15 protein-coding genes are annotated in these 25,799 nt (G+C 46.2%); 3 read left to right on the forward strand and 12 right to left on the reverse strand.

What is annotated here, in order from left to right; genetic code table 11:
* Positions 1-10 precede the first annotated feature (10 nt).
* Positions 11-3,148 carry an ATP-binding protein gene (locus tag MHI12_RS29860; protein ID WP_405171120.1) on the reverse strand — a complete coding sequence of 1,046 codons (3,138 nt, stop codon included), beginning with the start codon at positions 3,146-3,148 and terminating at the stop codon, positions 11-13.
* A 3-nt stretch (positions 3,149-3,151) separates the two neighbouring features.
* Positions 3,152-4,309, reverse strand: coding sequence for a response regulator (locus MHI12_RS29865; protein WP_405171121.1), 1,158 nt, complete (start codon positions 4,307-4,309; stop codon positions 3,152-3,154).
* 175 nt (positions 4,310-4,484) lie between these two features.
* On the opposite strand from MHI12_RS29865, the gene MHI12_RS29870 reads away from it, so the two are divergent.
* On the forward strand, positions 4,485-4,982 hold the full coding sequence (locus tag MHI12_RS29870) for a DinB family protein (RefSeq protein ID WP_405171122.1): 498 nt from the start codon (positions 4,485-4,487) through the stop codon (positions 4,980-4,982).
* Positions 4,983-5,229: 247 nt separating this feature from the next.
* Entirely contained in the window at positions 5,230-6,300 is a 1,071-nt protein-coding gene (locus MHI12_RS29875; protein WP_405171123.1) for an SDR family oxidoreductase, read from the forward strand.
* A gap of 60 nt (positions 6,301-6,360) precedes the next feature.
* Here MHI12_RS29875 and MHI12_RS29880 read toward each other — a convergent pair whose 3' ends face one another.
* The 9 genes from MHI12_RS29880 to MHI12_RS29920 all read right to left on the reverse strand — a co-directional run bounded on the left by MHI12_RS29880 (position 6,361) and on the right by MHI12_RS29920 (position 20,505).
* On the reverse strand, positions 6,361-6,735 hold the full coding sequence (locus MHI12_RS29880; RefSeq protein ID WP_405171124.1) for a winged helix-turn-helix transcriptional regulator: 375 nt from the start codon (positions 6,733-6,735) through the stop codon (positions 6,361-6,363).
* 31 nt (positions 6,736-6,766) lie between these two features.
* Positions 6,767-7,186, reverse strand: a complete 420-nt coding sequence (locus MHI12_RS29885; RefSeq protein WP_405171125.1) for a MarR family winged helix-turn-helix transcriptional regulator — start codon at positions 7,184-7,186, stop codon at positions 6,767-6,769.
* Between the two features lie 66 nt (positions 7,187-7,252).
* Positions 7,253-7,987, reverse strand: a complete 735-nt coding sequence (locus MHI12_RS29890) for an SDR family NAD(P)-dependent oxidoreductase (protein ID WP_405171126.1) — start codon at positions 7,985-7,987, stop codon at positions 7,253-7,255.
* A gap of 357 nt (positions 7,988-8,344) precedes the next feature.
* On the reverse strand, positions 8,345-9,310 hold the full coding sequence (locus tag MHI12_RS29895) for an SMI1/KNR4 family protein (RefSeq protein WP_405171127.1): 966 nt from the start codon (positions 9,308-9,310) through the stop codon (positions 8,345-8,347).
* A gap of 214 nt (positions 9,311-9,524) precedes the next feature.
* Positions 9,525-11,150, reverse strand: coding sequence for a rhamnogalacturonan lyase B N-terminal domain-containing protein (locus tag MHI12_RS29900; RefSeq protein ID WP_405171128.1), 1,626 nt, complete (start codon positions 11,148-11,150; stop codon positions 9,525-9,527).
* A gap of 352 nt (positions 11,151-11,502) precedes the next feature.
* The gene (locus MHI12_RS29905) at positions 11,503-12,375 is read right to left on the reverse strand and encodes a GyrI-like domain-containing protein (RefSeq protein ID WP_405171129.1); all 873 of its coding nucleotides are present in this window, start codon (positions 12,373-12,375) and stop codon (positions 11,503-11,505) included.
* 179 nt (positions 12,376-12,554) lie between these two features.
* Positions 12,555-14,663, reverse strand: a complete 2,109-nt coding sequence (locus tag MHI12_RS29910) for a cytoplasmic protein (RefSeq protein ID WP_405171130.1) — start codon at positions 14,661-14,663, stop codon at positions 12,555-12,557.
* Positions 14,664-15,002: 339 nt separating this feature from the next.
* Positions 15,003-19,214: an S-layer homology domain-containing protein gene (locus tag MHI12_RS29915; protein WP_405171131.1), complete on the reverse strand. Its 4,212-nt coding sequence runs from the start codon at positions 19,212-19,214 to the stop codon at positions 15,003-15,005.
* Between the two features lie 154 nt (positions 19,215-19,368).
* Positions 19,369-20,505 (reverse strand): response regulator, encoded by a 1,137-nt coding sequence (locus MHI12_RS29920; protein ID WP_405171132.1) that lies wholly within the window; start codon positions 20,503-20,505, stop codon positions 19,369-19,371.
* Between the two features lie 177 nt (positions 20,506-20,682).
* On the opposite strand from MHI12_RS29920, the gene MHI12_RS29925 reads away from it, so the two are divergent.
* On the forward strand, positions 20,683-23,772 hold the full coding sequence (locus tag MHI12_RS29925; protein ID WP_405171133.1) for an ATP-binding protein: 3,090 nt from the start codon (positions 20,683-20,685) through the stop codon (positions 23,770-23,772).
* Positions 23,773-24,015: 243 nt separating this feature from the next.
* On the opposite strand, the gene MHI12_RS29930 is transcribed toward MHI12_RS29925, so the two are convergent.
* Positions 24,016-25,521: a malate:quinone oxidoreductase gene (locus MHI12_RS29930; RefSeq protein ID WP_405171134.1), complete on the reverse strand. Its 1,506-nt coding sequence runs from the start codon at positions 25,519-25,521 to the stop codon at positions 24,016-24,018.
* Positions 25,522-25,799 lie beyond the last annotated feature (278 nt).

Below are 25,799 nucleotides of genomic sequence, written 5' to 3' on the forward strand. Positions count from 1 at the left end.
GGCCTTTTCCTTATATCTCATCCGGAATATCAAATGATACCATCGTTCCCTCACCCGGCTCACTTACGATCGATAATCCCTGACCATACCGTTGCAGCAATCTGCGGTTTGTATTCACAATGCCTATTCCACCTTTTCCTCCTGGCGTAGCATGTAGCAGCTCTGCAATTTTCTCCGGTTCCATACCTTTGCCATTATCCTTCACCTCAATACGGGTGTAACCCTCATGACGAGTGATGGATAGACATAACGTACCGCCTACATTGCGGCTTAATAGTCCGTGTCTGACGGCATTTTCAATCAAAGGCTGAATTGATAGTGGCGGGAGAAGCAACGGAAGGTCCGGCTCTACGTTTAGTACCACCGACAATCGATCTTCAAATCGTGTTTTTTCAATAAAAAGATAGGCTTCAACGAGTTCCAGCTCATATGATAATTTCACCAGTTCCCCTGTGTTGAGATAGTTGAAGCTGATCCGTAAATAGGATGAAAAAGCATCGCCAAGCTTCCGCATATGCTCTGTATCAATATCACTTAAAACCATAAGTGAATTCAACGTATTAAATAGGAAGTGAGGCTGAATCTGAGCCTGTAAATACGCGGCCTCCATGCGCAGTCGCTCTTGGATAGACTGATTTAGCATGGTCAATGCACGTATCCGATATTTCAGTTCCACCGCATCTACAGGCTTCGTGACATAATCATTGGCCCCCGACGCAAAACCGGTATATATATCCGGCGGCTGGCTTCGTGCAGTCAACAATAACACTGGAAGCTCAGACATCGAGAATTGTTCCCTCACCTTCTTGGTTAACTCATATCCGGACATATTGGGCATCATCACATCCGTAATGAGCAGATCCCACTGACGTGTGCCGAGCAATTCCATCGCTTCCTGACCCGAACCTGCTGTAGTTATATCATATGGTTCCGTCGAAAGAATGCTGACCAACACATCCAGATTCACCGGATCATCATCCACAGCCAGAATGGTAGCTCTCCCCTCTTTTAATAACGGAGCCATCTCTGCTGTCGCCAAGACTTCCGCGTCCCCCGTACCTTGGCGGGGTAACAGGAATCCGCTAGGTGCATCTTCCATCATCTCGGCGGCCTGTTCCCATATCAGGGGAAGTTGTGACTGAGCCTGATCGGCGGCTTCATCCGCGAGTGGTAGATCGAAGCTGAATACCGAGCCCTTTCCGAGTTCCGAGCGTACCGTAAGTGCCCCGCCGTGCAGTTCTACCAGCTCTTTGCAGATGTTCAGTCCAAGCCCGATGCCTTGTCCATCACTGATTCCATACGACCCTTGTTCATATGGGAGGAAAATGCGCATCCGTGTATCCTCATCCATGCCAATGCCTGTATCGGTCACATGAATCAGAGCATGTCCTTCACGAATTTCGGCACTTACGGATATCGTTCCTTCCTCTGTATGTTTAAGCGCGTTATGCAGTAGATTATACAAAATCTGAACAAGCCTTTCTTCATCAGCCATCACCTGAGGGAACGATTCCGGAATCTCCATATGAAGGTGGACTGGTTTGCGTTCTGCCATGAATTGCAGCATGGCGATAATGCCAGGCACAACCGACTGTATGGAAAGAGGACTCTGACGTAACACAATGCGGTGCTCCTTCAGTCGGACTACATCCAGTAGATCACCAAGGAGATGTGACATCCGTCGACCGATCGTAATCAGCAACTCCATATCCTCCAGGCTCCGTTCATCCAACCGGTTTTTCTCTCGGGTGACCACGTTGTGAGCGATGTTAATGATCCCGTGCAGTGGGGTCCGCAGTTCATGTGATGTATTTGCCAAGAACTGATCTTTAATTTTGTCGCCCTTCTGCAGCTCTGTATTCAGCTTCATATTCTCCCTGACATTCCTGAAGTATTTCTTGAACCAATAGGCAGAGAAGCCCGTAATCGCAAAGATGATGTCGATAGGATAATAGACAGTTGTCACATCTTTGGCTGTCTCGGCCACACTCCATATCAGGTTGGATGTAATGCCTCCTGCAGTAAGCAGCAGAAAAACAATATCCCGGTCCGCCTGTTTCCTGAAGATCATCGTTCCAACGATGTATAGGAACCAGACCATGGATACAAGAAAGAATAGGTTAATGACGTTGTAATGGATCATGGCATATGTAATATGAATGGGCACCGCCACAATCACGGCCGTATAGATCAAGGTCATGACAACATGCCACTGTAGCCATGCCTTTCGTACATGAACCATCGTTAATCTCTGGAATAACAGAAGGATACAAGCATTTTGCAGCAACAATGAGATCAATCGAATTTTAATGCCCCAGGTATAATTAATTGGAAGCCATAACATCAATATATTGTCATGACCCATCGTAACCGTGATGCCAACAGATAAAGTTAATACGGCTCCAACCAGCAAGGAACGTTCCTGTCGATTAAATGCGTAAAGAATACAGGCATACATGCCGTGGAGGAGCATAACCAGAAAGGTGAGCATCTGAAAACCAATGGAATACCAACGCGAAAAATCAACAGCTGCCTGTGAACCAAAGCGAACAGGTTTGCTAATTCCGCCCATATACGGGCTGTCGTAATTGGCTACACGAATCAATAGTTCAATGGAGGTTGTTCCTTCCTGATCATAGGTCGCTGTATATGAAGTGCTTCGGGGTATATATGTACTGCTATCCGCGGAGACCTCACCCATACCCCCGTCGTTGTATCCATTCATCTCAACCTCGGAGGAACTTCGAATTCCCTTGAACCAGAAGGTAACAGGTGTCTGAAGCGGATCTGTCAAAATGCGCAAGCGATACGTTCCGTACCCGAACGAACTCTCTTGTTCCTGAATCCCTGCACTACCCCAGTCTCCAGGGACCTGAACAGTCTTCGCACCGCCATTCCTCTTCACAATATCTTGTTGGGTCAGCAACTCATCCGGGTAAAGTTCCCATTCCCCATTCAAGTACATGACAGGGGACTGATCCAGATCCACATCTCTCAAATCAAGCACACCGTTAACAGCGCGATGCTCATCTACTGTGTGGAATAGCTCAGACCATACCGAGCGCATGCCAATTAATACTCCAAAAATGATTAGCATGATGATCAAATATTTGTAACGGTCCATACGTTTCGTTTGAAGTAATTTCATTAATTATTTTTTCATGACTTTGGTTAAACCGAGCTTCCAGTCCTGATACCATTCGGTAATGTCCTCACTGATCGGTATCTCCAAATCTAGCTCCATTCTGGTGGTTAAGAGACGATACTGCTCCTCCACACCGAGATCGTTGTGCATTTCATCATATAACTTCATTAGCATAAAATAACTTTCTTCTTCATCCGGAAGCATGTGCTGGATACGTTGTGTACTCTCGACCACTTTCTCCGCCAGCCCATGCTGCTGGTAATACAGACTTAGTTGTCTCATATGATACAGCCACAGATAGCGTAATCTTTCCCGCTCAGGTTCAGCCCACATGTATTCATAATTGCCAAGATAGGTACCCTTATATAGATGAAGCGCTTGCTCATAGGCATGAACGGTACTTGCGTCTACGACTTTCCATTGCCTGATTTCCCGTTCCCACTGCTCACTATCCAACTGAGCCTCACCCAATTCGAGTCGATAACCTGCCTCCAGGTGTCCACTCTGAATCGTGATCATATTCATATTGCAAGTTTTCAGGGTTTGGCGGACATGATAAATCGCAGTGTAGAGTTGGTGTGCCGTCTTCTCCTCTTCCATTCCTGGCCACAGAAGCTCCAGCAGAACACTGCGATGGATGACCTGGTTCCGGTGGTGAAGCAAGTATGCAAACAGCTCCTGCGCCTTGCTTGTACGCCATTTGGCAACCTGGATATCTTTTCCTGGAAGCTTAAACTGAATCTGATTAAAACAGCAAATTAAAGGTACATTTGTATCCTTTGACTGCTGCTCGCGTTTTACGCTCAGTTTCTCTCTTACGCGGCTTACTGTCTGCTTCAATCGATCCTTTTGGATGGGCTTCATCACATAATCCAAAGCCTGTAATTCGAAAGCATGCACCGCATATTGATCGTAACTGGTCACAAATATAATTTCGGTGCCCGGTGTTGCCGCCTGAATCTGTCTTCCCAGATCCATACCATCCATCTCCGGCATATGAATATCCAGAAATACAACATCAGGACGGTGCTCCACAATACCCGCCACAGCCTCTGTTGGATTCATATATGTAGCGATAATTTCAATGCCGCTTACTTCTTTTTCTAGTGATTTTTGAAGGCCTATCAACGCTAGACGTTCGTCGTCAACCAATATCACTTTCACAGGAGCTTCCTCCTCGACCCTGAGGTCTTGAGATTTATTTTCACTATTATATCATAGGCATTTTAAGTATTTAGGGTTCTTGGTTATCCATTTTTAATTTTTAGCAATTTAATTGTATAATACTAAATAGAAGACAGGTTATCAGATCCGGTCTTGGAAGAGAGGAAGGTACCATATGTCAGATGTTAATCAAAGCTTTGGGCAAACCCTTGTCAAATCATTAGTGGGGGAACGCGGTCATATCCGCATCGCCCGTGCTCTACCCGATATCGATGTCACACTTGCTGCTCGTACGCACGATGCCATGCCATATACGATCTATCAGTTGGTGAAGCACATGCATTATTGGCAGCAATTCATGCTTGAACACTTGGAGGGACGCAAGCCACAGCTCCCTGCTAACGTGAGTGAGAGCTGGCCTGAGGAGAAGGGTCCACAGGACGAAGCCACGTGGAAGGCAGATATTCAGGCATTCTTGGATGGAGTTGATCAAGCCGTAGCCATTGCCGAAAATGTACAATTAGATGATCCACTGCTCTATTTCCCGGGTGAAACTAAAGCAGGACTTCTGCGCAATATCGCATCCCATAACTCGTACCATCTGGGTGAGATTGTTCTGCTGCGTCGCTTCTACGGCGCATGGCCGCCTCCAGGTGGCGGATATCCGGCGTAAACCATATTTACGACAGATCTATTGAACGAATATACAGACACATCTAAGCTGTGAAAGGACGGTTGTTCCTTTTACAGCTTCTTGTGGTTATAGGCAAGTAACATCCATTGAAGTGCAATTATAACGCTCATATCCTGTACCAGGCTCATATATTACTTCAAAGTACGTATATGACTTTGAAGTGCGTACTTCTCATCCTTCTTTTTCTGACCCACAATATGAACAGAAGAAGAGAGGAGCATGTCCATTGAAAACCGAACAATTGGTTACCCGTTACACCGCGCTTGTCATCGGTGCTGGAGGTGTCATTGGAAGAAACCTTATTGATTACCTGATGACACTTCCCGAGTGGAATGTGATTGGTGTATCTCGCCGCGGAGGGGAAGATGCCCCTAGGTTACGTTATATATCAGCTGATTTACTGAACGAAGCAGACACACAAGATAAACTGAGTCATTTAACGACCGTTACGCATATTTTCTACGCCGCGTATCAGGATCGTCCAACTTGGGCCGAATTGGTACAGCCCAACTTGGCCATGCTCGTTAATGTGGTGAATACCATCGAACCGATCGCTCCAAATCTCGAACATATCAGTTTGATGCAAGGATATAAAGTGTACGGCGCACATCTGGGTCCTTTCAAAACACCTGCCAAAGAAACGGACGCACATCATATGCCCCCTGAATTCAATGTCGATCAGCAACAGTTTCTCGAGGATCGGCAACCCGGAAGTAGCTGGACCTGGTCAGCTCTGCGCCCTTCTGTGGTATGTGGATTCGCCCTGGGTAATCCAATGAACCTTGCCATGGTTATTGGCGTATATGCGTCTATCTCCAAGGAGCTTAACTTGCCATTACGATTTCCTGGGAAACTAGGAGCGTATCATTCGCTTCTTGAAATGACTGATGCGACATTGCTGGCTCATGCAACCGTATGGGCAGCAACCGAACCTCGCTGTGCCAATCAGGCATTTAATATCACCAATGGTGATCTGTTTCGCTGGAATGAGCTATGGCCCAAAATCGCTGCGTTTTTCGAATTGGAAACAGCACCTCCACTACCCCTTTCACTTGCAACAGTGATGGCAGATAAAGAAAATCTTTGGAATTCCATGATTGAAAAGTATGGTTTGGTAAACACCCCTTATGATGATGTCTCTTCCTGGGCATTTGGAGACTTTGTCTTCTCGTGGGATTACGATTTCTTCGCAGATGGTTCCAAAGCTCGCCGCTTCGGATTCCATGATTTCATTGACACTGAGACTATGTTTATGGATATTTTCAGAAATCTGCGTGATCGCAAGATCCTTCCGTAAAGTAGATAAAATGCATAATAAGCCGATTCCTGAATTCCAGAATCGGCTAATATAAGTCCCTCAACGGTCAGTAGTAGTTGGCGCCTTAAACAGAATTTTTCCTCGATCACCATATACATTCTCCACGTGTATATCGCCCCACCTACACATCAGATGAAGAATCTCTTTAAGGCTACACCCATACTCTGTTAACTCATACTCCACTTTAGGCGGGACCTGGTGATGGGAAATACGGACAATGATCCCCGCCTCCGTTAGTTCACCAAGTTGCTGAGTCAACACTTTCTGGGTGATCGCAGGGATTAGTTTCATCAGCTCACCATTACGTTTCTTGCCAAAGGTAAGATGGAATAGAATAACAGGCTTCCACTTTCCCCCGATCACTTCAAGAAAAGCTTCCACTGCGGTGTTATATACTTTGAGCGGTTCCTCCATATCACCTTCGGTCTCCCTTCCAAGCTATTGATCAATCTTCCCGATTCATCTTCTCAAAAATATGGACTAGTTGCACTCGATCCTCTTCGTTTAATTTCTGGAATAAATTCTTACGCAGCTTCTGGCCCTCCAATATTGCTCTTCCGAGGACTTCGGCCCCTTTATCCGTAATGTTCAAATAAATAATGCGACGGTCCGCTTCATCTACCATTCTGACGACTAATTCCTTGGCTACCATCTTGTCAGATAAATAACTGAGTGTAGGCGGAGTGAACCCTAACATTTTTGCAATATCCGAAGGTCGGCTTTTTCCATTTTGATGGAGATGGCTGAGTACAAGCACATGAGAAACACCGAGGTCCTCATTGAATGATTTATTCCATTGTATGATCAATTTATTAGTGAAATTATCCATGTTGTGTATAAGCTCAAAAATGTTCTGTTCTTCCATTAGATCCTCCTCGAAAAAATAAACAACAGCCCTAATTCAACTTAAGGGCTGTCATCATTTTACACGCTATTGGGCTGAGTAGCCACCATCGATCACCAGTTCAGAACCGGTAATGTACGAAGAATCATCCGACGCTAGGAACAACGCGGCTTTGGCAATATCGATAGCCTGGCCCAGACGCTGTAAAGGCGTTGCCTGAATTAATCGTTCAAGCAGTTCCTTTGATGTGTTCAAGGATTGGGTCATAGGTGTTTCAATGATCCCAGGAAAAAGAGCATTCACCCGAATACCTTGACGTCCGAAGGTGGTCGCAGCGGCTTTGGATAATGCACGTACCGCGCCTTTAGATGCCGAGTAATGGTTAAAGCCTTGTCCAATCAAAGCGGTGTATGATGAGATATTAACGATGGAACCTTTCTTCTGGGCTGCCATATAAGGAGTGACATGTTTCATGCCAGCGAATGGGCCAAAACCATTAATGGAAAGCATTTTCTGCCAATCCTGTGCATTGATTTCCTCAAATGGTTTCTCCGAAGAAATGCCTGCATTGTTGACCAAAATGTCAATTTTCCCAAAACGTTCATTCACTACTTTCGCCAGTGCCTGCCAATCTTCATCCGAAGATACATTCAACTTCAGTCCGTACACATTCTCTTTTTGACTTGCTCTCTCCAGTGCTTCCTCATTAATGTCTGCAGCAATGACGATGGCGCCTTCCTGCGCAAAAAGATCAACCATGCCCTCCCCGATTCCCGAGGCTCCGCCAGTAATAATAGCTACTTTATTATCTAATTTTCCCATGTAAATTGCTCCTAACGTATTTTATTTATTTGTAAGTAACAAGGGCTACTTTGTCTTTCATTCTTAACATGATGCGTAAGCCCCTTTCTTGAAGAAACCAAAGTATTTAGACATGCAATATTTAGATGACTAATTATTATATGTCTAAATACTAGCAAAGTAACTGCCTTAATGCAACGAGTACAGCTCTATATACTTATTTTGGATATCTTAGCGAAGCTAACGCAGTTGAAAAAAAGCTCGGTTTGAGCGACATTTCCGACTTATCGCGCATAACTAGGCAACAAAAAAACTGCATCCGTCATTACGGATGCAGCCTTTTCAACGTTTCGTATCAAGAGAAGCTCATACCCTTACTTACAGTGAACCTTCAAGGTTTGCAGGTTGATTTTCCTCATTCAACAGACCTTGAATAAAGGTTTCAAAATTGGGCGCAAGCCAAGTAATCTTGTAGCTTTCTTTTTTATCCACATGAACAACCTCGGGCTCACCAGCATTGCCGGATTCACGATAATCCAGCATCACCACCTCCGAATCGGAAGGGCACTCACAGATAACAACACCGATTTCGGGGTAACCCCCCTGCTCGATGATAAATCGGCTGCCAGCTTCACCACCTAACGAATGTGCTTTCTCCCGCCCAATACCCAATATACCCGCGACCTCAACGCGGACCTTCTTGGCAGCCTCTGCTTGGCTAACAGGAAAATGCCTATAGTGGGGAACGCCCCCATTATGTAATTTCATCATGTTAATATAGGAAGTTGGCAGCTTGAACACCAACTGCTCCTCCATTGACTCGATCTGTCCATCGGTAGGCGGGGCCAACACATAACGGTCCGCAGCTTCAGCACTGTCATCCCAAAAACCCGTTGGTTCCATATGGCTAACACTAACAGGTGCGATTGAGATTTCAGAGACTGTAGGAACATTATCCACGGGCTTCTCTACGGATACCTCTGAGGGTTCCTCTGCTGTCTTGCTTCGAATCCATTCCAGAAACTCCAACGTATCTTCATCCTCAGGGTCCAATTCATCCGCTCTTTCAAACGCCTGTAGCGCATGCGCATATTGCTCCAGATAATAATAAGCCAGTCCAATCCGATAATGCCAGAGTGGGTCACCTGTGCCCTCTTTAGCAACCGTCAGGAATTGTTCAACCGCTTCTTCATACTGTTCCAAGTTATTTAGCGCTCGTCCCAAATGGTTAACCAGCTCATAATCCCTTTCTTCCACGGGAATCGCTTGGATTGCATCTACAATTTCCTGAAATTCATCTTCTTCATGCCACTCTTGCAATTGAACCAACAGATCGTCTCTCATTCTCTTTTCCTCCCCGTTCATTCACTCATGATTACGTATTGAAAATTATACCACTATCCGGATCACCATCTCCAGCAAAGCAAAATCCTTAGGGATCTCATGAATCGATATCTTTTCATTTCCGATGACAAAGCTAAAAGAGGTAACCTGAACCTGGTTAAGAAAACCAGGCAGGCTACCTCCTATATTCCTTCCACTATATTGCATTCTTCATTCAATTCAGCAATTCAACACAATCGTAGACCCAACCTGCACTTAACCAGTTACCCAAGTCACTTGAACCGCTGATTGGCGTAATCGTGATGGTATTGGAACCATTCACGAAGTAGGATGCTGGAACATTCCAGCTAAAGGTTGTGTTGTTCCCACGATACGTACCAATGGTGAAGCTACGAGAATTGGGCTGTGAAGATGCAGCAGGATTGGTTAAAGCATGTCCATTAACCGTTACACTCGGTCTGCCATTATTGTAAGCTGCGGTAATACCGATGTTGAGCGTATGAGAAGATGCCGCTTGAGATGCATTCAAATTAAACGTTATTGTGGTTGGAGAATTCTGACCACGGAACTGGATTGCCGGGAATCGATTGGTCGCGCTACCGGTGGCATAGGTGACAGGTCCCCAGCTTGGGTTGCGACTATCGGAAGGGTGACGGATCGGAATCGTCTGTCCATTCAGCAACTCCCGTGGTGTACCATCCCAGTTGCCGATTCGCCAGATGTTAGAGGCTTTACTTGGGTCATTGTTGATTGTACGTGTATTCAGAGTCGTCGTTTGCCCTGCCGTGACATTAACCGTTTCCGTATATACGGCTAGTTCTCCCTTATAAGCTGTCATAGTGTACGTGCCCGCGATCATGCTGTATTTGGCTGCCGCCCCACTTGAAGACGTCCCCACCCAATACTGGGCGTTGCTATTAGCAAACCCAATTGTGTAAGCATACCCTGTATCCATCCCGGAGAGGCCATTAAGTACCACGTTCCCCCTACTGGATACCCAACCCTGCAGATTAAGACCAGACATCCAGCTGAAGTCGGGTACACTTGGCGTACCTCCCGTTGTAAAGATCAAAGCGTACGGCCCATGCAGACCCAGGCGCCAATTCTCCGTCTGTGCATGTCCCGAGTTCATATAGTTATATACTTCCGTCTCGGTTCCACTTTGGAACTGGATGTCGCGGAAGAATGGACCACCAGAGCTTTTTTCCCGATTGCCGTAGGCCATAAATACACCGACGCCATTCCCCGTAACTCCACGAACGGATAGATCTTTGGCCTGATCATTACCATAATATTTGGAGGCACTCTGACCGTTTGCGAAACCAAATACATCCTGACTCTCGATTGCTCCTGTGTTACCTCGATTATTGGAATTCGCTGGAACACCTGTCAACACACTACCATTACCGCGGAAAATGTACCGCAGCTCCCCGATCGAAGGTTGAGCTGTGATATGCGTGGCCATGTATATGATGTTCTCCCCACCACGCGAAGCATAATAGTGAGTCAGTGTGCTTGTGGATACCGTGATTAACACGGTTGATCCTGAAGGAGAAGTATTCCAAGTCACATTGGCGGAGGAGCCCAAACCTGAGCCGATATGTGATCCTCTGTTGCTGTTCAGCTCCGTACCGTTCATTTTGGCTGAGATAATATCCCCATTGGTTTTGTTCACCACATAGACTAATCCTGATCCGGTGTTTACTTCAATTCTGGAGCCGTTATCCGTAACATTAATGGTTGCCGCGTGTCCGGTAGATGCAGGGTATACAACAGCTGTTGCGATCATAACGATGATTAAAAACAAACCAAGCGCCTTTCTCACTATACTTTTGGTCATGAGTAATTTCCTCCTTGGAACTCTTTTGATAAAGCGCTTACATTATAATGTATAATAACTGACACTTCCGTCTCATATCGATATGTCTGCTATGTGAGCCTGTCCATAATCAATGGAATGTTATGTCTGCGTGCGTATAGAATAGAGTCATCACTTCATGTAAATCTGATCTCGCCACCCCCTTTTTAAATCACTCTTCTACATACAAGTATTCTTACAATTCCAATAAAATAATACCATTATATTACATATATTTGCAATGAAAACGGCCCGTATATCTGATTGCAAATTCTGCATACAAAAAACGCAGCTTCAAAAAGCTGCGCCCGCAGATACCAAGCTGGAGACAGTATCATCTCTTCCGAATAGGTATCCATATCTCACTTCTATATTGCTCTACAGTAACATCCTTGTGCTCATTCCATAACATTTCCGGGCCCTCACTCAGCTCATAGTCCGATGAAGGAAACCATTCCGCGTAGATCCGGCCCCACACCTCCTGAAGCGTACCAGGAAACGGACCGACGACAGTAAATACAGCCCACGTCGAAGCAGGAACCTCCAGGTGTTCCAGTCCTTTAGGCGTCTCTTTTGTCGTAGCTGCACCAATGTAATGATCCAGTTCTCCCTGTTCCGCCATACGTCCCTCACTGAAATGGGCTGAAGCACTGATTAAGCCCGTAGGCTGGATGTTCGATAAACCCTTGATCGTATCGATCAGTTCCGGTGTAAGCTGCTGGTACATCGCAGCGATCTCCGGATTCACTCCGTTGAATACGATCGGCACCCTTTTACGAATACCCACGATTCGAAAAGCCTCTTTGTCTTCAATACGATAATTCATTTCGCTTCCTCCTTGAATGGTCAGTTGAAATGTCATCCGTGGGAAGGCTTTAAGAGATGGGCCATGGTTCCGTGCTTCGGAGGGTGTAGTACCATGCATGCTATGAAAAGCACGCGAGAAAGAATCCGGCGAAGTATACCCGTATTTTAGCGCAACATCAATGATTTTGCTGTCACTGTGGCTTAACTCCATGGCTGCAAGTGTCAAGCGGCGACGTCGAATATATTCCGAGAGCGTTACACCACTAAGAAAAGAGAACATGCGTGTAAAATGATACTCCGAGCAGCAGGCAATCCGGGAAATCTCCTTCATGTCCACGACATCCATCAGATGCTCCTCAATATGATTCAAGGCTTCATTTAACCGCCTGAGCGTATCCATATCATCCCTCCCACGTTAATTCAAGCTTAGCAAAGTCATTCTCTTTGCATCCGACATTACCTGCACCATTCTGTAGGCTCTTTGTATTTAAACAGAAAAAAGAGCAGCATCAGCTACTCTTTTCTAACCTTGATATTCACATAGATATTCACATATCACCAGTAGTCAAGTCAAACAGGTCAAACCAGATACTCCGCCATAATCTGCTCGATATCATACGGCGTAACACCTTGATCGACCGAATAGATTGTATCCGCCTGATCTATTGTATCCACCAGCTCTCCTCTAGCTTTGGCATGGAGCATGAACAAGTCATACAGATCAGGTTTGCGTAAAGTCGTTAGTGCTTTACCCATCAGGACCATTCCTTTTTGATTGCCTTCCACATTATTGTAGTAATCCGGATGACTTGTCAGCGCCAGGTCTGTCCAGATGACGGTGCGTTCAACCAGATCCATAATGACAGGGATCGCAATCTGCGTATCCGCGGTAATATCGATTTTGTTCGCTACGGTAGACGGTTCGAAAATCTCGCCAGACCCCGGTTTCTTCCGCATCATCCACCCTACAAAACATTCCGGCAGATCACAATACGGATGACTGGTAAACGAAAGCAGTGTTGCCACCACATATCGTCCACCATAAGCCACGATGGATGGAATATGCAGATCAATAAACTCACTTGCTCCGTTAGGTGCAGTCACGATATCTCCGCTATGGACAGCCTTATAGTTAGAGGATCGCAGATTCGTATAGGAAATATGCTCCACATAGTTCCAGTCCTTATCGTACATCACCGCAGACAAGTCAATGTCCACGCGCCCTGTAGACTTTCCATCCACGTCCCCCTCTTTCCACCAGTTGAAGAAACGAATCGTATCACCCTCTGCCATAGGCACATGGCTTCCACGAACGATGGTATGCAGAGCCTTGCTCGCCGATCTCTGGGAAAAGGGTACCAGATAATCATGAAGCTGCGGATCGACATAGGTCTTCCCAAGCGGGGAAAGGTTTGAGAATCGCTCTACCAGCGCCCGCTCGATTAATTGCACGACATCCTGACATGTGTCTTCATCAATGTCTGGCAGCTCATTCGGAACGGCAAAAGCTTTGGCTACATTGCCTTTTGGGAAAAAGACACGCAGATCCTGCGGTTCGTTACGCCGAGCAAAATGCTGTCTCACCTGCAATAACACCGGGGTAGATACTTGCTCCAGTACCTCACCAAATGCCAGCAGTATATACGCTTCATCTTCGGTCATCCGCAGTAAGTGATCCAGTCTTCTCGCAAATTCACCTGGACGCTGTGACAACAGATCAATCAGACTCCATACATTTCGATATTGGAAGGCAAGTTCCACACTTCCGTTGAAGGTCGAATAAGGCTTATTATTACGCAAAATATCAAAGGCTTCTTCGCATCGCGGATACCGAAGCTTATATTCCGATGGATGCAGAATTTCGCCAAGGCGAATCCAACGATCCTTATAGCGCAGCATATCCTCCGTGCTGGAGCCACATTGCTCCAGCAATCCGAGCAAAAGGCGTCTCTCACGCCGTTTGAATTTTCGGAAGGGAGAAGCCGCAGCCAGGCTGACATCACCATTGGACCACGCGACAGCCAGACGGAGAACATCACTTGCCGTTTTGAAATACGGACCGATTCGGTCGATGTTCGCTTTTTCATGCTTCAACAGCGAGGCAACCACAAAGCCCACATTTTCTTTGAACGGAATCTCGGCGGGTAATAGCGCATCCACGTCTTCCGGGTCTGCATGCTCCAATACCGTGTCGATATCGACCTTGTCTGTTTCCGAGATGGAACCTTTTGCTTCAATGATCTGACGGATGAGCGTCTGGAATGCTTGCTGGTTTCCCAGTCCAATGACTTTCAAGTCCGTCTTCTCCAGCAAAGGCATTCTTTCCACAGATTGTTGATCCGGATAGACCACAGTCAGGTTGGTCAGATAATGAATAATTGCATTAAGATATAACTCGGCCTCATCCGCTTGCATCACCTGCATTGGGAATCCTGCATACATCGGAGTGTACTTCACATGTGCGCCAACCATGACTCTCAGATCAGCCACCAGTTGAATATATGTTGCTTCAAATTGTTCCTTGGACAGCTGCCGCATCGCCTGCATTAGCTCATCCGAGAAGGTGTATCCGAGTGCTTCAATATTTTTGAGGACAGTCGCCAGATATGTCTTCGGCAACTGTTGCTTCCCTTCGTTTGATTCGATAATGAGTTTGTTCGCTCTGCGCAAATAGATTGTATTGTTCATGATAAAAGAGTCCAGGAAAGCCACATCCCTATATAACGTGAAAGGTTAGGGTTAGAAGGAAGGAATGTGATAGCCTGGACGCCTCCTCTCTGAAATAAAATCTTCAGGAGAGCTGCGACCCTATGATCTCCAATGATTGTAGAAGGAAGGATCGCAATAGCCTGAAGGCCAGCGGTTCGAAGTTTGTCACCCGAACCTCTGGTGAACCCATCATCTCAGATTCCACGATCTGCCAACAGGGCGAAAGTATTACGACATGAATTTAAGAATTTAATGAAAAAAGAAAAAAGCCCTTGCCGACCCCCAATGTCAGCAAAGGCTTTTCATTTTAGATTGTGTTTATTGATCAATCAAGTTTGTTACTTTCAACATTCTTGCAATCAATGCAGTGACCTCGGCACGAGTCATCGTGGTCTTCGGACTCAGAACCTCCGGCCCATTACCTTGGATGATTCCAGCTGCAATCAACTGGGCTACATCTTCTTTTGCCCAATTCGATACATTGGCTGCATCACTGTAACGTTCCAGTTCAGCATTCACCTGATCCGGGCTGATTGAAGCTTCCGGTTCAATCAGACGGTAGGCACGAGCAACCATAGCAAATCCTTGCTCACGTGTGATTTCCTGATTACCGTAGAAGTTGCCATTATCGTAACCGCGAACGATACCGAATTCATTCGCAAGGGCTACCGCAGAACGGAACCATGCGGAATCGCTAACGTCAGGGAATAGATTCTGTGGTGCATCCTGACGCATTAAGCCCAGTCCAAGTACAACAATCTCGGCAAACTCGGAACGGGTAACCTGACGGTTCGGTGAGAATGTGTTATCTCCGTTACCTTGCAGATCTAATCTTGCAGCAATGTTGTTCACATCGGTTTTACCCCAATGGGATCTGGCATCTTCAAAATCCTGCGGGTTCCAAATAACTGAGTAGCTTCCACTGCTACGCAAATCATTAATGAGTGCATAGTAACGACTATCGATCTTGGTAACAACCGTTGGTACATGGAAGATGCTACCGTCCGGATTGATGATCACGCCTGTTGTAATCCGGTTCGGGTCGATACCTTCTGGAAGTGCAATATACTTCGGTGCATAACCGTTCAGTTGCCCGGATCGAACCGTTTGTCCATCTTTCGTAAAGGTGAGATCCAGATCAACCGGTTTGACAAGTAGCTCGTATCCTTGGGATGCGGCTCTTGTCTCGGCACTGTCAATCAAAGCATCCGAGGAACGTGCGATATCAACATGGACATCAATATCATTCAACGCTGCATTACCAAGCTGTCTGGACACACCATTCACGTCCATTTTACCGCCAGGTACCGGATAGATTGCCAGCGGATTGCTAATGTTCAATTTGGAACCTTGATCCACTAATTGTCTCAGTGTTTCGAGGGTTAAACCGTCCACCTTCATATCCCCATCATTCGGTGAATGAATGGCAAACTGCTGTCCTGTGCCTTGAGACATGGCAATATTCAGCTTGGCTGGATCAACTTGAACCAACGTTTCTTTGTTGTCAGATGGTTTGGATGCAGCAAACGGTTGATGGCTACCATCCCGAGTTGTTTCCAAATTATCCTTCACGGGTGCCGGCGTTGGTGTCGGTACGGGCGCAGGTGTAGGTGCTGGTGTACTTCCACTATTACCTCCTGTATCTCCACCACCGCCATTGTTGCCTCCATTGTTGTTACCATTGTCACTGGATGCTCTGTTTACGTTGATTTTATATTCTGTAACATGGCCAAGTGAATCTGTGACTTTAACAAGAATCGTATTTCCGCCGACTTGGAGAGGTAGATTCTCACTTGCATTACCACTTGTAACCTCGTTCCATTCTCCATCTCCAACAGCTATTTCAATCTTGGCAAGTGGATCAAGTGCCGTTGGCGTGAGCTGGAATTGATATACGCTATTCGGAACAGAAATGGTGTAGGTATCTTTAGCCGGATCAAAGGCCGGAGACAAGCTTCCCACGGAAGGGATCAACGTTTGCAACGTAGATGCATCTGTACCAATTACCTTGGTAAGTCCCGTTCTAGCGTTAGTCAGATCCTGAAGTGCCTTATCTACCTGCACTTGGGTCGCTGTCGGATCATTCATCACTCGCTCTGCTTCGTTCATCGCATCATCGAGAGTTTCCCAGCTCGCTGGTGTGTACGCTGACTCTTCCAGGCTTTCACCTGTAATTTCAGTTACTTTCGCTTGCAGAGCTGATTTATCTACAACGGGTACAGATGTTGTAGGGATTAGGCCCATTCTTGCATCTGTCAGATCCTGAAGTGCCTTATCTACCTGCGCTTGAGTCGCAGTCAGATCATTCAACACTCGCTCTGCTTCGTTCATTGCATCATCGAGAGTTTCCCAGCTCGCTGGTGTGTACGCTGACTCTTCCAGGCTTTCACCTGTAATTTCAGTTACTTTCGCTTGCAGAGCTGATTTATCTACAACGGGTACAGATGTTGTAGGGATTAGGCCCGTTCTTGCATCTGTCAGATCCAAAAGCGCCTTATCTACCTGCGCTTGAGTCGCAGTCAGATCATTCAACACTCGCTCTGCTTCGTTCATTGCATCATCGAGAGTTTCCCAGCTCGCTGGTGTGTACGCTGACTCTTCCAGGCTTTCACCTGTAATTTCAGTTACTTTCGCTTGCAGAGCTGATTTATCTACAACGGGTACAGATGTTGTAGGGATTAGGCCCGTTCTTGCATCTGTCAGATCCTGAAGTGCCTTATCTACCTGCGCTTGAGTCGCTGTTGGTTCATTCAACACTCGCTCTGCTTCATTCATCGCATCATCGAGAGTTTCCCAGCTTGCTGGCGTATACTCAGATTCCTCTAGATCCTCGCCTGTAACTTCAGTTACTTTGGCTTGCAGCAAGGACTTGTCTACCTTTGTCACAGCATTTTCGCTAAAACTTTGAGCTGGGGCGCCGTTAGTCCCTTTTAGATTACCATCTTCAATATCGTAAGAAACGATCACTGATGCATTGGAAGGGATAATCTGACTCGTTTTTAACTTCAATGTCTTGCTGTTCGCCCCTTTTTCGAAACTGTCAATCGTGATTGGTTGCCCATTGATCTCCAGCTTGAAGCCAGTTAAATTTGCTACATTCGAAAAATCCAGTTCCTTATCGAACGTTACAATAACTTCATCTTCTGTCACAGACACATTACTTACATTGGCGCTTGTGAATTTTGGTGCCCACGCACTGAACGTGAAATACTCTCCATCTTTCAATGCCGCCTTGGCTGTATAATGTGGAACTCCATTTACATCTTTGAGACTCAAATCATAGCCAGATGCTTCTGTAAAATCCTCATTGTCACTTACCAGTAATTGATAACCTGCTGGAACTGACACTGCCGGGATACCAATCTCCACTTCACCCACGTTATTCGTATTCTGCACTTTCCAAACTCTCTGCGCATGATACTGTCCCGGTTTATTAATAGGCTGATCATACGTCAATGACAGACCGTTATCCGCCCATACGAAATATTGCTGATCCGTCAAAATGCTGGAATTATCTGCATTTGTAGCAGCCAGCGTGTTAACACCTACGGCGACTTGTGGCACTCCAGCATTGATGCTTAGGCTTTGTTTTTGATTCAAGCCCTGTGCTTCATCTTTGCCGATTCCTGCAATATTGTGCTTATACTTGGAATCGACAGTCCACACTTCACTTCCGTTAGTTGAAAGATAAGGACTTGCTCCGTTGTTGAGCGTAATGCCATATTTAATGGCTAGATAAGACTCAATTTTTGAAGCATCCATAGCTGTCTGATTGTCATACAAAATAATCTCAGCAACATCAGCTACAAGACCACCCCAGTTATACGTCGCATTACCTCCGTTAGTAGCACCTATAACAGGAGTAAAGTTAATCTCTCCAAAGACCCCGTTCCGACTGAAGCTAGCTTCAACACCATCTACTCGTGCTGTATGATTATTATTACTTACGATATCAAAGTTCACGATCTGAGCTCTACTTCTATCCACCAGATTGAAATAGTCATAAACACCATCGACGCCATTACCTGAGGCAAAATTGTTTCCATATCCACCCATTATAATGACGCCATTGGTTCCTGTAGGCGTAGTCGCTCCGACAAGAGCTCCCCCGTTGTTATTCTTATAAACAGCGTAGCCAGATTGGAATTTAATTGGTTTGTCACCTACCAGCTTTACGGAGCTACTATAGTGGCCCCCACTTGTCGGGTTGCTAAATTTTACGCTGGGGTTAAAGTTAATTCCTCCCGGATTATAACTTGGTGCTGTCTTGCCAGCAGGAATAACCAGGTCAAACCCTACATCGTTAGCTGATTGGTCCTTCCAATCGGTCAGTAAACCTTCCACCGTATCGGCATCCGAGTCTGCTTTCAGCCATAACACAGGTTCAAGACCCGTTCCTCCTGGAACAGGGCCGCTAGCTGCGCTTACTCTCTCTGAACCAATTGAAGAGATGAATGTGCTTAATAACAACATGCTAACTACGGACACTTTAAATCCTTTTTTCCACTTCTTACTGTACAAAAACGACATACTTATCCTCCCTCTTTTACATTTCGCGTAATATCGACCCTCATCGTGCTTATTCTACACAAAGCCCCTTACCAAACTCTTACCAAACCTTTCGCTAGCAAATACAACAAAAAAAACAGCCCTGCAAATGAAGCTGCAAGGCTGTGTATTTCAATCAAATATTCGAATTTTTCCATTGTTGGTACCATAACTCAACTTCCAGACCAGGACGTATACCTGCCTCTTGTTCTAAAGCGATAACCAACTGATTATATTGAGCGACCACAGGATCTTTATTGCCCAATCGATCGTAGGTCTTCATTAAGGCCAGTCCGACTTCCTCCAATGATGGCTCGAATTGCTGTACCCGGTGATATAACGTGAGTGCTTCCGTATTCTGTCCCAGTTCGATGTAATATTGTGCGAGTTGCATGGCATGGTTACGCCAGAGTGCATGCAATCGTTGGCGCTCCAACTCAGCCCATACATAATCGTCCTCGCCATAATATTTGCCTTCATATTGATCTGAGGTCTGCCGATGTTCAGTTATTGTAGACGAAGATAATACAGGCAATCGGGTAAGACGACTCTCCCATTCTTCCGCATCAATCCTAAATTCACCCGTTTCTAATAGATATCCAAACTGTTGATAACGAATGACCATCTTGTCCTCGCCCATGAATTCGTTCATCATGCTGCGTAAGCGATGGATCCCACTGTGCAGATTGGATATACCTCTCCGCTCATCCAACTCTGGCCACAACAGTTCAAGTAGCGTATCCCGCTTAATCGGTTTGTTCCGATGGTGGAGCAAATAGGCGAATAACTCTCTAATCTTGGTTGTTCTGAACTTCATATGTTTTGGCGGCTCATTTGGGTGCACTTGGACTTGGAGCATCCCCAGACAACGGATTAACATGGATGGCCCTTCTGCTATATTCAGACTTGCTGACACCGTTCGGCGTTGATACATTTTCATCGTTTTTTCCAAACGGTCACGCGTTACAGGCTTCATAATATAGTCCAGCACTTCAAGCCCATAGGCCGTCAGTGCATGTTCGTTATATGCGGTTGTGAAAATAACTTCTGTTCCAGGAGAAACCTCATGGATACGTTCGGTCGCCTCAATCCCGTTCATCCCCGGCATTTGAACGTCCATGAAGACGATTTCCGGCAGATGAAGTTTGATCTGATCTATGGCTTCCTGTGCCGTCAGAAAAGAGCCGATAACTTCGCAATCCTCTCTCTCTTGCAACAGTTTGTTTAACCTGCTCAGAGCGAGATATTCATCATCTACCAAAATCACTCTCATATGCACAACTCCTCTGGCTCACTGATCACCCTTTAATCTATAATTTTACCATAAATCCTGACGTGGGATCGCTATCATTTAAATATAGAATCTATGTTCCGGTATTCAAAAAAATGTTCATCTTTGGCAGAGGGCATGCAGGAATTTGAAGTAAACTGTCGAAAACTAAAGTCTGCCATGAAACCAATAACCTATAAAAAGATACCCCGATATGTAGTGCTGTCGATTCTATTCCTGACTATTTTGCTTGGCTTTCGCTGGATATGGTCCGAGACTTTCACTATACCCGCACATCCTGAACCCATTGAAGGCCTGTTAGACCTTCGAGGCTGGGACCTCGCCAACACTTCACCCATATCTCTGGATGGAGAATGGGAGTTTTATCCCCAGACGTTAATCTCTAATCGTGACGCGAAAATAACGGATAACCCATCCACACGGATTCAAGTTCCTGGTGACTGGCGTAATGCCTTACCACAATCCTCATCGTCGTTCGGATATGGGACGTACCGTCTTCGCATACTGTTAGATCCATCTGTGGAGGAAGTGTCTCTCTGGGCTCAGAAAATCCAGACATCATCGATCATCGAGATGAACGGGACCATTGTTGCCGAATTCGGCCAACCTGCCACTCATGCCGAAGCCTATCGACCAGAAAGGACTGCATTTACAACTTCCTATGTGCTTGACGGTTCTACCGAACTCAATCTTTTGGTGCAGACAGCCAATTTTGACGATCCTTATAGCGGAGGGATCACACGCTCTCTCTATTTTGGTTCTCCAGAAGCCATTGGAAGTGAACGAGGACTATCCATTGACTTGCAAAAGATTACATTCGCTATACTGCTTTTGCACAGTCTATACGCTTTTGTCATGTTTCTGTTTATCCGAAAGGAACGAGCTCTGCTGACGTTCTCGATGCTAACACTGGTAGCTGCCCTAACGGTCGCTTCCGACCATGACAATCTGTTATTAAGTTGGATTCCACTCAACTTCACTTGGATCGTTAAGGCCAAAGCGTTGTCCTATCCATTGTTCGCATTCTTTCTTTTACAGATGGCTAGAAGCTTCTCCCATAATCTACAATGGCGTAAACTGTTCCGTATCTATGCCAGCGTGCTTGGCGTTTACTGTTTATTTTTGCTAGTCGCACCAGTGACCCTGATCTATCATGTACTTGAGATTGGGCTCTCTGATTTCCTTTATCTGTTTGCCATCGGCTGGTCTGTGTACCTATTCTTCCGAATGGCAGCCGAGAAACGAAGGGACGCAAGCTTTTTGCTCTTTGCGGCTACTAGCAGCCTATCAAGCGTATTGTGGGGAATTGTGAACTCACATAGCGAAATTACCAACGTGTATTATCCGATCGATGTGATCGCGGCCATGTTCGGCTTCTCCGCCTATTGGTTTAGAAAATACTTCCGCAATTCAAGTGAGATCGAGAAATTGTACGAACAGCTCAAAGAAGAGGATCGCCAGAAGGATCAGTTTCTTGTGAATACGGCTCATGAATTGCGTACACCGCTGCACGGGATTATCAATATCGCCGAGAGCATCGCGGTCCGTGAACGGCGTAAATCAGGTGGGCAGCAGGCAGAAGACATGAAGCTGTTAGTTACCATCGGCCGACGCATGTCCCAACTGGTGGATGACCTCCTTGATGTCATTCGTTTGAAGGAAAAACGTATTACGCTTCAGAAGAAACCTTTATCTCTTGCATCTGTCATTCCAGGCGTGATCGGTATGTTCCGATTCATGGCAGAGGGCAAGCCCCTCCATATGCAGGTGGATATTCCAGAATCACTGCCGTTGATTCAGGCCGATGAGAGAAGACTTGTTCAGGTGCTCTACAACCTGTTGCATAATGCGCTCAAATTTACCGATGAGGGTACCATTACCGTGTCCGTTCGGGAACATGGAGAGTACGTCTTGATTCAAGTTTCAGATACAGGTGTTGGTATGAGTGAGGAGATACAACAGCGAATATTCGAGGCGTATGAACAGGGGACCCCAGAGGCTCGTTTAAGCGGAGGAATCGGCCTCGGTCTCAATATCAGCAGGCAGCTCACCGAACTCCATGGCGGCCAACTCACCGTGCAATCCGTACCTGGGCAAGGATCGACCTTCCAGATCTCACTTCCACGGGAAGACACCGCATCGCTATCGGACCAGACTGAGCAGCAATGGGACGCTCACAGCTTCGATGAAGTTGCGATTGCAGAGCCGCAGCAGCAGACCGTCTCTCAAGATAAGACTGCCGCAAGAATTCTTGCCGTCGATGATGATCCTGTAAACCTGCGAGTACTGATCTCCATGCTTGCGAATGAACCGTATCATATTCAACCCGCGGCCTCGGCGCTTGAGGCACTTGAATTATTGGATAAGGAGCCTTGGGACTTACTGATTGCCGATGTCATGATGCCTCATATGTCCGGTTATGAATTGACCGAGAATGTACGCAAGCGTTATTCGGTATCCGAGCTTCCCATCCTGTTGCTGACGGCCCGTAACGAACCAGCGGATGTATACGCCGGATTCATGGCCGGTGCTACGGACTATGTTACCAAGCCCGTGGATGCCGTTGAGTTAAGGCATCGCATCGGGTCTCTGATCGTACTGAAACAATCCATTGATGAGCGACTGCGCATGGAGGCTGCTTACTTACAAGCACAGATTCAGCCCCATTTTCTTTTTAATACGCTCAATTCAATCATGGTTCTTAGTGAGATGGACACGGAGCGAATGCAGAAACTGGGCGATGCTTTTATCGAGTACCTACAGACCAGCTTTCATTTTGTCAATTCGGAGAAAATGGTTGAGGTCACTCATGAGTTGGATCTCTCCCGCGCCTATCTCTACATTGAGAAAGAACGATTCATGCATCGGTTGAACGTCATCTGGGATATTCCCGATGATCTTGATCTATCCCTGCCGCCACTCACCATTCAACCGCTCATTGAGAATGCTGTTCGACATGGTATTCTCAGCAAAGTTGAGGGTGGAACCGTGCATATCCGGATCATCAACCAAACAGCGTCCACCTTGATTGAGATCAAGGATGACGGTGTGGGGATGCAGCCCGAGCAGATCGAACGAGCACTAGCATGGCCCAAGAAAGGTCCCGGCGGAACTGGAGGCATTGGATTAACCAATACACATCGCCGGTTGACCCAGATGTACGGACAAGGTTTGACCATCGTCAGCTCGCCGGGCCAAGGTACGAAAGTTTCCTTTGTCATCCCTTTGGACCGCAGTATGAGAGCCTGAGCGATAAGATCGTTTTATGACTCTACAGCGGCATATTGTACGATCCATATCCGTTTGCTCTGTGTAAGGTCTACGGGGAAAGCGATGATAGCGGACATGTTCAAGTTCAATTCCAAGCCAGGCTCGAGTTCAAGTTCAGGTTCTGATATACCAAATAAACCAAAAGAGAGCTAAGCACGGGTTTCGACCCGGCTTAGCTCTCTTTTCTATGACTTCATTATGATCTAATACGTAAGCTAAACGTTATACGTGCAGGACATGTTTTTCATCCGATAATCCCAGCGCCTTGGCTGTTGAAGAATGAACCTCTTTGAGGAGATCCAGATTCTCCACAAGGGATATGCCATAAGAAGGAATCATTTCCTTGATCTTTGGCTCCCATGCCTCCATATGCTGCGGGAAGCACCGCTGGAGAATCTCAAGCATGACCTGAACCGCGGTGGATGCACCCGGTGATGCACCTAGCAGAGCCGCAATCGTTCCATCTGCAGACGTGACCACTTCCGTACCAAATTGCAACGTTCCCTTGCCACCTTGAACGGTATCCTTGATCACCTGCACACGCTGCCCCGCCAGAACCATATCCCAATCCTCGCTCTTCGCACCCGGAACAAAGTCACGCAATTCAGCCATGCGTTGTTCTTTAGATAACATCAGTTGTTGGATCAGATATTTGGTCAAAGAGATTTCTTTGACACCTGCTGCGAGCATCGTAAGCAGATTATGCATCTTAACCGACGTAATTAAGTCGGCATTGGAACCCGTCTTCAGGAACTTCGGTGAGAACCCGGCAAACGGCCCGAATAGCAGCGACTTCTTATTGTCGATAAATCGGGTATCCAGATGCGGAACCGACATCGGCGGAGCTCCTACTGAAGCCTTGCCATATACTTTGGCGTGATGCTGTTCCACGACTTTTGGATTTTTGCACACCATAAAGATCCCACTGACCGGGAATCCGCCGATATGTTTACCTTCCGGAATGCCCGTCTTCTGGAGCAAATGCAGACTTCCGCCGCCCGCGCCAATAAAGACGAATTTCGCCTTATGGCGTTCGACTGCACCACTCTTCAGGTTTTTCACGGATAATTCCCATTGTCCATCGCTGGTGCGTTTCATATTCTTCACGCTATGTTGGTAGTGGACGCCCACGTGTTGTTCCTTCAAATGTTTGATCAGCATACGCGTTAAAGCACCAAAGTTAACGTCCGTACCGGAGTCAATTTTGGTCGCTGCAACAGGTTCATTACTGGTACGATCTTTCATCATCAGCGGCATCCATTTCGCCAGCTCTTTCTTGTCATCCGAGAATTCCATGCCTGCGAACAGCGGGTGATTCGACAAGGAGTCATAACGTCTTTTCAAAAACTGGACATTGCTCTCTCCATGTACATAACTCAAATGAGGAATCGGCATAATGAAGTCCCGCGGATTACGAATCAGACGACTATTGACGAGATAGGACCAAAATTGCTTTGAGATCTGAAATTGTTCATTCACTTTAATCGCTTTGCTAATATCTACGGTTCCGTCTGGTCGTTCAACGGTATAGTTAAGTTCGCACAATGCAGCATGCCCGGTTCCGGCATTATTCCATTCGTTGGAGCTTTCCTCTCCTGCAGTGGCTAGCTTTTCGAAAACCTTAATATTCCAGTCTGGTGCCAATTCTTTTAGCAAAGTTCCCAAAGTTGCACTCATAATTCCGGCACCAATCAAGATAACATCTGTACTCGTTTGTCCCTGGCTCATGTCTACCGTCCTTATATCCTATATTTGCCAAAAGGATGTAAGCGTTATCGATTTGGCATTTGCAGCAAGCCCATTCTTGAACGGGATCGCACCTTCTCTGAATGATTATAACCTTGAACTAGTGTATCAATAATATAGAGCAATTTAAATATGCAATTTCAAGATATTTGCTATTCCATCAGTATACGCTAGTTTACATCGGAACGTTAGCCCGGTTATAGGCCTGAAAGATATATTTGTTCAAAACAAAGAAAGGAACCCGGTTTTAGGGGGACTTG

This window comes from Paenibacillus sp. FSL H8-0280 (assembly GCF_045040665.1).
GTDB classification, from domain to species: domain Bacteria; phylum Bacillota; class Bacilli; order Paenibacillales; family Paenibacillaceae; genus Paenibacillus; species Paenibacillus xylanexedens_A.

Coding starts and splice junctions, on each gene's coding strand:
- MHI12_RS29860 (WP_405171120.1), bottom strand. CDS start 3,148: ATGAAATTACTTCAAACGAAACGTATGGACCGTTACAAATATTTGATC.
- MHI12_RS29870 (WP_405171122.1), top strand. CDS start 4,485: ATGTCAGATGTTAATCAAAGCTTTGGGCAAACCCTTGTCAAATCATTA.
- MHI12_RS29880 (WP_405171124.1), bottom strand. CDS start 6,735: ATGGAGGAACCGCTCAAAGTATATAACACCGCAGTGGAAGCTTTTCTT.
- MHI12_RS29885 (WP_405171125.1), bottom strand. CDS start 7,186: ATGGAAGAACAGAACATTTTTGAGCTTATACACAACATGGATAATTTC.
- MHI12_RS29890 (WP_405171126.1), bottom strand. CDS start 7,987: ATGGGAAAATTAGATAATAAAGTAGCTATTATTACTGGCGGAGCCTCG.
- MHI12_RS29895 (WP_405171127.1), bottom strand. CDS start 9,310: ATGAGAGACGATCTGTTGGTTCAATTGCAAGAGTGGCATGAAGAAGAT.
- MHI12_RS29900 (WP_405171128.1), bottom strand. CDS start 11,150: ATGACCAAAAGTATAGTGAGAAAGGCGCTTGGTTTGTTTTTAATCATC.
- MHI12_RS29905 (WP_405171129.1), bottom strand. CDS start 12,375: ATGGATACGCTCAGGCGGTTAAATGAAGCCTTGAATCATATTGAGGAG.
- MHI12_RS29910 (WP_405171130.1), bottom strand. CDS start 14,663: ATGAACAATACAATCTATTTGCGCAGAGCGAACAAACTCATTATCGAA.
- MHI12_RS29915 (WP_405171131.1), bottom strand. CDS start 19,214: ATGTCGTTTTTGTACAGTAAGAAGTGGAAAAAAGGATTTAAAGTGTCC.
- MHI12_RS29920 (WP_405171132.1), bottom strand. CDS start 20,505: ATGAGAGTGATTTTGGTAGATGATGAATATCTCGCTCTGAGCAGGTTA.
- MHI12_RS29925 (WP_405171133.1), top strand. CDS start 20,683: ATGAAACCAATAACCTATAAAAAGATACCCCGATATGTAGTGCTGTCG.
- MHI12_RS29930 (WP_405171134.1), bottom strand. CDS start 25,521: ATGAGCCAGGGACAAACGAGTACAGATGTTATCTTGATTGGTGCCGGA.